Annotated in this window: 10 protein-coding genes; all 10 read right to left on the bottom strand. The window is 40.3% G+C overall.

Annotated features, from left to right (window positions below; all coding sequences use genetic code 11):
• Nucleotides 1–282: 282 nt before the first annotated feature.
• Nucleotides 283–1,218 carry a conjugal transfer protein gene (locus QZ565_RS01545; RefSeq protein ID WP_261043921.1) on the bottom strand — a complete coding sequence of 312 codons (936 nt, stop codon included), beginning with the start codon at nucleotides 1,216–1,218 and terminating at the stop codon, nucleotides 283–285.
• Nucleotides 1,215–2,216, bottom strand: coding sequence for a bifunctional lysozyme/C40 family peptidase (locus QZ565_RS01550; protein ID WP_000769868.1), 1,002 nt, complete (start codon nucleotides 2,214–2,216; stop codon nucleotides 1,215–1,217). Before QZ565_RS01550 ends, QZ565_RS01545 begins: the two co-directional genes overlap by 4 nt.
• Nucleotides 2,213–4,390 (bottom strand): CD3337/EF1877 family mobilome membrane protein, encoded by a 2,178-nt coding sequence (locus tag QZ565_RS01555; RefSeq protein WP_000804748.1) that lies wholly within the window; start codon nucleotides 4,388–4,390, stop codon nucleotides 2,213–2,215. Before QZ565_RS01555 ends, QZ565_RS01550 begins: the two co-directional genes overlap by 4 nt.
• A 2-nt stretch (nucleotides 4,391–4,392) precedes the next feature.
• Complete coding sequence (locus QZ565_RS01560; RefSeq protein WP_000331160.1) at nucleotides 4,393–6,840, bottom strand: ATP-binding protein; 2,448 nt, start codon at nucleotides 6,838–6,840, stop codon at nucleotides 4,393–4,395.
• Nucleotides 6,824–7,216, bottom strand: a complete 393-nt coding sequence (locus QZ565_RS01565; protein WP_000723888.1) for a conjugal transfer protein — start codon at nucleotides 7,214–7,216, stop codon at nucleotides 6,824–6,826. The genes QZ565_RS01560 and QZ565_RS01565 overlap by 17 nt, the downstream gene beginning before the upstream one ends.
• A gap of 88 nt (nucleotides 7,217–7,304) precedes the next feature.
• Nucleotides 7,305–7,802 carry an antirestriction protein ArdA gene (locus tag QZ565_RS01570; protein ID WP_000342539.1) on the bottom strand — a complete coding sequence of 166 codons (498 nt, stop codon included), beginning with the start codon at nucleotides 7,800–7,802 and terminating at the stop codon, nucleotides 7,305–7,307.
• Nucleotides 7,803–7,918: 116 nt separating this feature from the next.
• Nucleotides 7,919–8,140 carry a hypothetical protein gene (locus QZ565_RS01575; protein WP_001009056.1) on the bottom strand — a complete coding sequence of 74 codons (222 nt, stop codon included), beginning with the start codon at nucleotides 8,138–8,140 and terminating at the stop codon, nucleotides 7,919–7,921.
• Between the two features lie 42 nt (nucleotides 8,141–8,182).
• Nucleotides 8,183–9,388 carry a MobT family relaxase gene (gene mobT, locus QZ565_RS01580; RefSeq protein WP_000398284.1) on the bottom strand — a complete coding sequence of 402 codons (1,206 nt, stop codon included), beginning with the start codon at nucleotides 9,386–9,388 and terminating at the stop codon, nucleotides 8,183–8,185.
• Nucleotides 9,389–9,410: 22 nt separating this feature from the next.
• The gene (locus tag QZ565_RS01585; protein ID WP_000879507.1) at nucleotides 9,411–9,563 is read right to left on the bottom strand and encodes a hypothetical protein; all 153 of its coding nucleotides are present in this window, start codon (nucleotides 9,561–9,563) and stop codon (nucleotides 9,411–9,413) included.
• 2 nt (nucleotides 9,564–9,565) lie between these two features.
• A partial coding sequence (locus QZ565_RS01590; RefSeq protein WP_295524535.1) for an FtsK/SpoIIIE domain-containing protein occupies nucleotides 9,566–10,936 on the bottom strand: 1,371 nt, incomplete at its 5' end.

Genomic DNA, 10,936 nt, shown 5'->3' on the forward strand with positions numbered 1-10,936 from the left:
CAAAGCATACAGATATTCTCCGGATACTTTAGAATCACATGATAAAGGTATTCTTAAACTGGGTACAAAAAACTAAGCCCTCCTAAAAAAGGACATCCAATTATTTGTTCCCACTATCAAATTGACAGTTTATTTAAGAATACCTTGCCGCATATTTATTAACTCCTTTTAAATAGATACTTAAATAATAGCACGTAAGAGCATATTTGTCAAGGAATCTCCAATTTTTTATCAAAGAGAGTACGTGATTACAAAATAGCTGTAATAATGTACCAATATTTGTTATTCTATAATCTTCCAATTACTCCCGTTCTTTTCAAGTACCAAATCAAATTGAGATACCTGCGTTGCTTTGGTCTGCTGGTCGATATACTCCACTGTCAGCGATACCGTGACTTGATTATCCTTACGATTGTAAATAGGATTTACCAGTTCTTGAAAGATGTACTCTTTTCCGATTGGTTTTAATATCCCGTCATTCACATAGTAGGAAAGTTCACTGGCTGTCGCTGTAGGATAGAGCTTGAAGAACGTCGTTAAAAACTCATTGATTTCATTGGTTGTAATGGAATCAACCGTCCCCTCACTTTCAATGGCTTTTGGTTTATAACTTGATTTCTTAGGTATGTTGGTAATGGTCGGATTCTTAACCAGTACCATATTTCCAGAACCATCTACATAGACACTCACTATATAAGCAGAGTGGACGGTCTTTGTATTTTCTCCCTCTGTAATGAGCTGGTCTACACTGTAGGTTACATTAAACTCATTGTCGCCAGTTGGCTCTACCGTCCATATCTGAAATCCTCTTACAGAAGACGATACAGGAATATCTTTGCGTACTGTATCAACATTGAGAGCTTGAAGTTCATCTGTCAGATAGCCTTTTAGACTTTCCATTCGATTATCAATGGACTTATCGGATTGCTCCCATGAATAGTAGACTTTCGCAAAGTTCTCTACAAAATTTTCTACATGATGAGTATCAACGTATTCCTTTTCTATGATAGTTGTTTCGTGAATAGTATGAGTATCTATAGCTGTAAAGTGCTTGAATATCGCAAAGCTGAAACTAAGCCCTAAAAGTACCCACAAGGCAATCACAACCTTTTTATGAGGATTGACCTTATAGTAGACACGAGGTTTCTTTTCCTTTGGTATCTGTTTTTCTTTATTCTGATTTTTTCTAAATTTCATCATTAAATCTTCCTTTCTCATTGTTTGATTCGTCCTGCTCCCACTAAATGCTGTTGCCAGTAGGGGCTTGTTAAGTCGGCATAACCGATTGGGTCGCCTGCATGAAACATACGGTTATTGCCAAGGTATATCCCAACATGAGTAATATAAGAGCCAGCGTTATAGGTAGAATGAAAGAAAACCAAATCGCCAGCTTGTGCTTCCGATAGTGGGATATGCTGGGTCACATCATATTGCTGTTGTGCGGTTCGTGGTAAGTTAATTCCAGCTTTTCCATACGTCCATTGTGTCAGTCCGCTACAATCAAAAGAAGTAGTCGGGGAAGCTCCACCGTAAACGTATCGCCAGCCCTCATATTTCAGTGCTTCGTCCATGATGGCTTGTACCGTATCATCATCAAACTCTGTTGTGACAAGATACTGCGTTACCAGTTGCACATAAAACATATTGCCATAGTTGTATCGCCAGCCCCCATTGATAGGTATGGCTATGGGATTGGGGTAAGACACTTTTTCGCCACCTGAATACTCTTTTGAGAAACTTTGAGCCAGTTCAAAGGTATATTTATTTCCACGATTAGCCACATACCCTAAGAAACCACCACCATAATTGTAGGACTGGATAACCGATTCTAAATCTACACTGAGCCTTTCGCTACTGGCTAATAATTCACTGAAATACTTCACACCTTGCTTAATGGATTCTTCTGTACTCAATGAATTAGGTGGAAGACCGAGGGATTCCGAGGACTGCATAACATCTTCCGCAGTACCGCCCGATTCCACCTGTATAATCGCAAGAAGTATGTTGACATATTCTTCAACGCCATATTCTTTGGCATATTTTTCTACCATAGGCTTATGAGCCAGCACTTCTGCGGAAACATTCACACCTCCATAATGAATATTGGAAATTCCGCTGTCCTGTTCATCTGAAAATAAAATGGCAACAAACAGAAGCAGTGAGAAGACCATCAAGAATAATCCAGAACCACCAATCACTAAAGTTTTCAACTTCATGGTTTCTTACCGACTTTCTTAATGGTGGCGGTTTTGATTGGTGGTCTACTTCTTGTATTTTGTAGTGGTACTCTTTGAACAGTAGACGGACGTTCTTTTGTGATTGGACGTTGTGAAGTTCTATCTGCTGTAGTGGTTGAAGTTGCTGGCTTTTGAACGGTTTTTTCTTGAACGGTATTGCCTTGGCGTTCCACTTTTGGACTTGAAAAATCGGACTTAACTGCTGGACGCTCTTGTTTGGCTTGTTGAGATTCCTTATATGAAGTCTGAATATTAGACTGTTTTGAGGTCTGTTCATCATGATATTGTTCTTGTCTTGTAGTCGGTCTTTCATGAACAGAAGAAGCAGGCTGTTTTTTCTGTTTGACCTGTTCCATTTCAGAGCGACGCTTCGCAATGGTTTTTCGCCTTTGTTCCTGCTGTTCCTTGCGTCCACTGGCTCTGTCCGCTTTGGTTTGAGAAATACTACTGGTTAAATCACGGACATTCTCTTTTACTTTGGATTTTCCTTGATATACTGCATATCTTGCATTGGTCGGCAAATCTTTAACCTGTTCTTTCAAACCACTAGCAGTGTCTACCATTCTGTCTTTGGTATCAGCTACTGTACCGATGGTTTGACCGATACGTTTTCCAAGTGTTGATTTTTCCTTTCCGTCTGGTCGGGAGTGATCTGCTTGTGTCCTTGCAGAACTCCCCGAACCCGACTGTCCTTTTTTACCTGTAACAATGGCAGACCCAGCCCCTAGAGTAGTCATAGAACGTCCAAGTTTCCGCTGTAGACGGTGCATGTGAGCGTGCATAAGCATACGAGGTTTTCTCATCACACGACTTCCCACACTTTGAGAATCGTTACTCTGTAGAGAAAACATACTCATTAAATCGCCCAGCTTGAAGTAGATTCCTGCAAAGGTCACAATCTGTAGAAAAGCAATCAAAAAGAACGGATAACCAGCCGATAAGGTATAGAGCATGGTTGAAATACTAAATGCTGTCGTAATAATCAATGTGATTCCAGCTCGTGTCAAAATGGTATTAAAGAGCTTTGTTATGGCTCGTTTTGACATACCATCAAATGATGGAATCATGCTTAAAATAAAGCTCACAGGCAGAAACATAGCATAGATGATAAAAAGTACCTGCGAGAAAATCATGATTCCTGTTAATAGGAATACAAATATGGAAATCCCAATATTGAAGACAAATAGGAAGAAGACTGTACCTAAACGGTTAATGGTCTTTGTAATGGTTAGATTGGTATTGCTTCTGTCTTCAATTTCTTCCGCAACAATTTTTTCTCTGTCTTCGCCATTGTTGGAATCTGGGCTGGTGGAGAGCAGGCTTTCCACACGGTCAATACCGATACTTTCAATGTCTGAACTGTTGTATTGAAGCAGTAGCCACGGTTGCTGAACCTGTATGGAAAACAGGCTATCTCTGATTAAGTCCACGCTGTCCTTGCCTTGACTATCGGAATGGGGCATGACAATCTTCGTGCCAAGTGATAAACTGGCATTACTGATGTCTGATGAAAAGTCATTGATTTTTTTAATGTAGTCGGGAGCGTAGGCAATAAAGGAAGCCGATAGGATAAACACCAGCACAAAATTCATAATGGCATGAATTGCCTTTGTGGTTTCTCTCTTTATCAGTCCCGTATAGGCAACATAAACCCCAAGAACCAAAATCAAGAGTAAGAGGAATCCAACATAGAAACCCTCTGTTGAAAATCCGTTTGCACTCACACCAGCTAAGGTCTGCATATTCTTACCAATGGAATCTGCTGTAGCGGAAATGAAGTCTAAGGAATAGGCTTCCTGTACTAAGTAACCTGTCGCATTGGAAACATACAAACTGATTGTCCAAATAAAATTGGTAATGGCATATAGTCCATACATGACCTGTTTTCCAATCCCGTCCGACCAGTTCCACGGAAGCCAGCCCCAGCTATTATCCACATAAAAATCCAGTTGATAGTTTTCAAGTGGGTATCGGCTGTATTCATTTGCCACATTGACCGTATCATCTACCAAGCCCGCAGCTTGAACCACCGTTCCCAGCATGGCTAAAAGAAAAATGGCAATCACAAGTGTGAAAGCCACTGTCATTGCCACTTTACCTAGACGTTTCAGCGTCCAGTTTGATTTTATTCTGTTTACTATTGATGGTTTCACATTTACACCTCTTTTCGCACAGGTGGTCTGGTATCAAAGGCATGGAGCAGTTCTTCAAATACAGGGTGGAACTGTATCACACCGACACGACCATATAAATCACTGATAAGGCATTGCCCGTTTTCCAAATCACGCAATCGCTTCTGATTGTTTTCGTCCTCTGGGTCTACACCAAAAAAGGCTAAGGTCTTTTTAATCTCGTTAAGGTCAGTGGAACGAAATGCAAATTTTAAGCCGAGGTTATTTTTCAGTTTTTCATCTAAGAGGTCGTCTGTATTTTGGGTCACGAAATATACCCCAGCGTTCATAGCACGACCAGCCCGAACCAGCTTCATAGATAGTGTTTTTCCTTGTGCTACCTGTAAAAAGCTCCATGCTTCGTCTAAATCTACAATCTTGAAAATGCTTCGGTCTGTATGGATAAAGTCTAAAGCAAAGGTACTAATGACAATCAGCATAGCAACGGATAAAAGCTCCATAGTGGTATATTCCTCAAAGGAAGTTTCCTTGTCGGGAAGTACCAAGTCCGCAACCTGTATAATGTTCAGTTGTTTTTCTAAGCTGATAGACTGCTCCACATAACCATTACTGAATAATAAATGTGCAAAGTCATAGTCTGTAAAACTTTCGATATGGTCGGCTATACTGGTACTTAGTGGCGTATTCTCAACCCGTAATTCCTCAATCACTTTCATCAACCCTCGTACTTCACTATTGGTTACTGCACGAATGGCTTTTCTAAGGATTGGGAAGCGTTCCCCATCACGAGAGGAAATCCCCGTAAGGAATGTCAGAATATCAATAGCCAGTGATTCAGAATCTTTGGGATTTTTCATAATCACATAAGGGTCAAGTAAGCCTTTGTTTTTCTCATCAGAAGTCAGAGTGACGATATTGATTTCATGGGAAATCTCTGGCAAGGTTTCTTTCCATCTGCCACGTTCTGCTTTTGGGTCTACAATCACTGCTTGTGCCCCATAAAGCACCGCATAATAGACGATAAGGTTATTCGCAAAGGATTTACCACCACCCAGCGAACCAACAAAAGCCGACGCTAACGCATTGGTTACTGAACCCTTAACCCCTTGACTGGCAAGAGCAGGTTTCAGATAGACATTGCGTCCAGTATCTAAGCTGTAGCCAACATAAATCCCCTCATTTTCCCCCAGCATTTGAGTAGCACCAAAACCTAAACCAGCGAGGAAATCAGAGGTCACGTATTGAATATAATCATTCATATAACGCTTGCTGGCAGGTAAAAATTCTTCATGTAAGCCGAGCATATCCCCAAATGGTCGTACCAGTTTTACGCTTAAATCGTCATAAAAATCTTTCACTTCATTACAACGACGTTTGAGTTCGTCAAGATCATTTGCTGATACCCTTACCACATAAGACAGCTTGTACATAGATTCCTTGCTTTGGTCTAAATTGGTTTCCAGCTCATTCACACTTTCCAGAGCTTCCGCCACATTGGAGCTGGTTTCATTATCACTTTGCCAAGCGTGGTTATCCAAGTCTTTCAGTTCTTTCTTTTTATTGCGGACAGTAGATAGGGCTTTACGATTCGCTACAATTTCCACATTCATTGACGTATCAATCGGGAATGTAAATTGCTGTTGCTGGTAGTAGAAGATTTCAGAGGACGGGAAGTCCAGTTCTCCGACAATGCTGTTAATGGTAAAGTAAGCTACATAGACGGTTTCATCTTCCTGCTGGATTTTCAAATATCGCTGTTTTTCTTCCACCAAACAGCGAGTAGGCTTAATCAAGTCATAGTATTTAATCAGCGTTTCATTATCCAGCTTTTTCTTTGATAGATGGTACTCATACTCTTCATAGGCAGTGCCTGTCTGTCCGTAAAGGTGTTCAATCAGATAGCCGAAGTCGTCCTTATCTAACCTGCGGATTTTGAAACGACGAGAGATTTTATTTTCTAAGAGCTTTTCCATCTTCTGAAAACGCAGGATTTCATCATTACTCATACTAACAAAATCGCCCATCAGCTTATGGTTCACATCATAGACAAAATCAGACAAAGCATTTTTTGCTTCAACGGTAAGACTTTTCATAGAAAACTCCTGATCGTTGAGAAGCAACTTAAAGCCGATAAAGAAACGGTAGTTCACTTGATTTTCGCCAATCATGGATATTAAAGCGTCTGTCTGTTGGTCGATTTTGTCATAGGCAACCGCTTTGAGCTTGCCAGTGACTTCATTTTTGGAACGCTCTTGTGCAGAACGTATGCTGGATTCTGTACTGATTTGTAAAGCATGAATTTTGCCATCACGATTTTGTGCGATAAGCTGTCTGAAAGAATCATGCACTTGTATTTTCTGTTCTGGACTTAGAAATGAGTAATTGTAAGGAACAAGCTCATAGTAAGCATAACATTCCCCGTCTTTATTCCAGACGAGATTGTTTTCAATGTATTTAATTGGATATGCCATAAAATTCACTCCTAACTGCTGTAATGGCTTCTTGTGGCTGGTTTCTGCCAAGCGTTACTTTTTTTCCTGCATAGGTCAGCTTTGGTCGCAGTGCATAAGCAATGACAGACTTCAAAAATCCATAAGGCTTTTTACCATCAAAAGTTTTTGTAGACATAAACCATGTGAAAGCCACAGGAATCCCAAAGTATTTGAGAAATGCTCCCTCTATCATGGAAAGAGGGGGCAAGTTGCCAAGTATCATCACTGCAAAGAGTGACACGACAAACCATGTCATTTGCGTAAAGGTTATGGGAAACGGAAGTCTAAAATCATTGATAGAATACAGTACCTTTTCCACAGACCAGATACTGGTATAGCTTCGTATTTTCTTCATGTAATCAATCCTTTCATAAAAAATAGGGGTAGCTGATTGAGCCACCCCGTAAAATAGAAAATCTGCCAGTAGTAATGTACCGACAGATTTAATAGACGATTTCAAAAATCCCATGATTGGTTGAGATAAACGTTCCTGAAAGGTCTAAATCCCGACCATAGGCTTGATAATCAATATAGTTTTGAAGACTAGCTGGTACTTCGCCTAAAGCACCCGTTTCTTCAATGTAGTAGCGTGCCACGTCATACATATCATCACAATCGGAATGAATGATAATATCCTCTTGATGTTCGCTTAGTTCTTCAATGCTTGAAAAATGAGTGAGCAGAGCAGATAGCTCCGATTGTAATTCTTCGGGTAATTCCGATACCATTTCCCATAGTCGATTGAGTTCGCCAATGGAAGTGTATTCGTCAACCGTAAAGGGTAACTCGTAGTCATGAATGGCGTATTCCTCATATTCATCATTCAAGCCGATTTTCTCTTTGACTTCCTCAAAGTCAATGGGAAAGGTAAACCACGCACCGACCAATTCGCCCTCATTGTATTTGCCTAAATTCGCAATATAGACTTGCATATCGTCCATATATTCACGTCCTTTCTTTGTAGAGATTCAAAAATCCCTACCGCACTTCGTTTGGTGTACCATTCCTTTGCGGAACATAAGAAAACCACTTATATTCCACAAAAGAACGGTTTTATTTAAGCACCAATAATGCGATTGAATAGCTCTAGTAAAATGTCTTTTACTCCAGCAGCGTTGAAGACTAAGCCAACCGCAATAATCGCAATAATTAAAAAGCCAATCAGTTTGCTAAACTCACGCTTGAAGCCAAGATACAAGCCAATCACAACGATTGCTAAAAGCACCAGTGATTGAGCGTTTGATAGAAACCAGTTATAAAGGTTTTGTCCAAAATTCATAAAAATGTTCTCCTCTCTATATTCAATGAATTTGTATTTGAGTTATTTTTTTGTTGTTATCACGTCCTGTTCTTTTACTGACTGTTGCTTCAAAATCTGCTTGTGTCGGTCTGTCAGTTTCGCATGGTCGAGAATGTCTTTTACAACCTGCGTCTGGTTGATTTCATCAAGTTTAATCGCAACCTTTAAGGTCGGGGCAACTTGATGAGATAGCCAGTTCAGCGTCCTTTGGAAGGAGTAAGGCTCTGGTTTTGTGGTTAGTTTTAATCGTTCACGATTGTTCCCAATAAACCAAGCCCATTCTTCATTCAGTTTCCAATCAGAACGAGGTTTGGAATCGTCTTTATCTACAAAACGGATATACCGATTGATAATTTTAAAGGCGGTATGCTCTGGATTGTCATAGACGAGTAAATCACGGACTGCATAATAGGCACGCTCATTTTTCAATCGAATCTCAAAACGGTTTTTTACTTCTGCGTCTTCAATGGGAATATCATTTTTCTTGTACTGCTCGTAGTCCTTTTCATAGATACAGAAATAAACTTCACTTTGTAATGAACCGATATAGAGGGTGTTTCCCATACATTCCTTTTCCTCTTTGCGTACCAGTTCGCCACTGCGATAGCTTTTAAAACTGCGGAAGACGGAGATACATTCTTCCTGTTGGCACTTTTCAGTGAGTACAGGGATATTCAAAATCCCTGTCTTATCGTTAATGGCAAGGTCAAGGCGTTTCATCACACCGCCAGCCACCAAAACGTCCATAAAGAACTCATACCAGCTTCTTTGTTGTGCCAGAAGATAGCTTTCAAATTGTCTGCACCCACGACCTTTCAATTCCACCAGAACTCCTTTGTCCAGTTCATGGGAGCAAAGGACGAATATGTCGCCTAAAGCATAATGCTCTGAATAAGAATAGAAACCATAGTCCTCATGAAGAAAATAGGACAGTTTCAGTTGTAAGATGTTTTCGACCACCTGCTGTACGTCTGTTGTCGGAAAGCGAATCCTTACATAATCAAACAGCATTTCAAGGGGAGCGTCGGGATTGAAGCGTTCCAGAGCTTCCCAAAGGGACTGCTGTAAATCCTCTGATGGCTTGACTTTTCCTGTTTCAATATCGCTTAGATACTGCCTTGTAATACCAGTCGCAACAGCTAAACGGTTTTGAGATAGTCCATAAGCCAAGCGTTTTTCTTTTAAATGCTGTAACCAAGTTTGTTCATTCAGTAAAAATCCCTCCAATCAAAAAGGCGTATGTCAACTTTTAAAGCCCATTTGACATACGCTGAAATTTTGTAAATCCCTTGTAACCAAAGGATTTTCTAATGTTTTTTTGACTGTTTCCTGTCGATTTGTACCCCCCTGTTAGATACGGGGGGTTAAGTGCTGGCGTGGCTATTGCCACACCAGCCAGCAAGATCAGTCCACACCTGCGACTTCCGCTTCGCACGTCGCCTGCGTGGACTGTCTGCTGTTGGATAACTTTTTAATTTCCTCCAAGAAATCATATCCTTTTGGTACAAGGGGAGTATAAAACTCTGATATGACACTTGTTCCTACATCAACATAGCCACGACCTTTGATTCGCTTTAAGAAGAAATCCTTTTGTACGTCACTGCCAAACATCATGCCATAGCCCATTTCAGACATACGACCTAAAGCCACTCTGAAATTAAACTGATCACGGATTCCGTCGCCTAAATATTTTGCGTCTGGACGTTGACAAGCCAGTATTAGAAAGAAGCCAGCTTGACGACCTAACATGACAATCTGTTTCAGCTTATTCATAACTGCGGTGTTTTCTTTTGTTCCCAGCATTTCCATGAAAGCGACGTATTCATCAAAGATTAAGAAGTGTGCCGGGAGACCTAAGTAAGCATAATTTTTGCCAGTCTTATAGTTCTTCATCTGCTTCATTTCCTCACTACGTTTCATCATTTCTTCATAGAATGTTTCAATGCAAGAAAGCAAGTCTTCTTTTCTATAGTAGACATTTGCCATCACAGAACCTAAGTCCGCAAGGTCAGCATTTTTCGGGTCAAGAATATACAGTTTTGAATCTGTATGAAGCAAGGCTTCAATCAGTGTCAGTATAAAGTAAGTTTTACCGCCACCTGTACCACCAGCAATCAACATATGAGGGAGCTTATCATATTCCCACCATACGTTTTTCATTAAGCGAAGTTTACCATCTTTAGCTTCTACTTCATCAATAGAAATACGACTGGCTATGGTGTCATAGAGCAAAGTATATTCCACATAGGAATCCTTTAACTCTTTATCCGTCAGCTCACAGTACAAGCCACTTTCTAATTTCTTTTCCAAGTGTAGGAGCTGGTCTTGATATTGCCCCAGAGTGATTTCCACTTGTATCTGTATTAAGCCATTTTTAAGGCGATAATACATTTTAGGGAAGTAGGTTATCTTTTCCTTTGTACGACCAGCACTATCTTTAAAGAAACCCTCTGTTTTGACCTGTTCAGATTCATACCACTTGTTTTCAAGTATCATCTTTGCCAGTTTTTGACGGTGGTAAAGTTGTTTAACCGTATCATAGCGAACCCGTTTGAATACAAACGCTACCAGCAAGCAGATAAGAATTGCGACACTGAAACTGATAATTAAATAGGGAATGTCAATCTTATCTGCTTGTGATAGGTTAAAATCCTGCCAGTTGATCTGCTGGATTGTCTTCACATGAAACAGTCCGACAACCAGCAGGAAAACAGGCAGGAGTGACGCTATCGTAAAATGAAAGACTAAATCTTTGTCACTCGGACGAATCCTTTT

This window comes from uncultured Streptococcus sp. (assembly GCF_915066115.1).
Lineage (GTDB): Bacteria > Bacillota > Bacilli > Lactobacillales > Streptococcaceae > Streptococcus.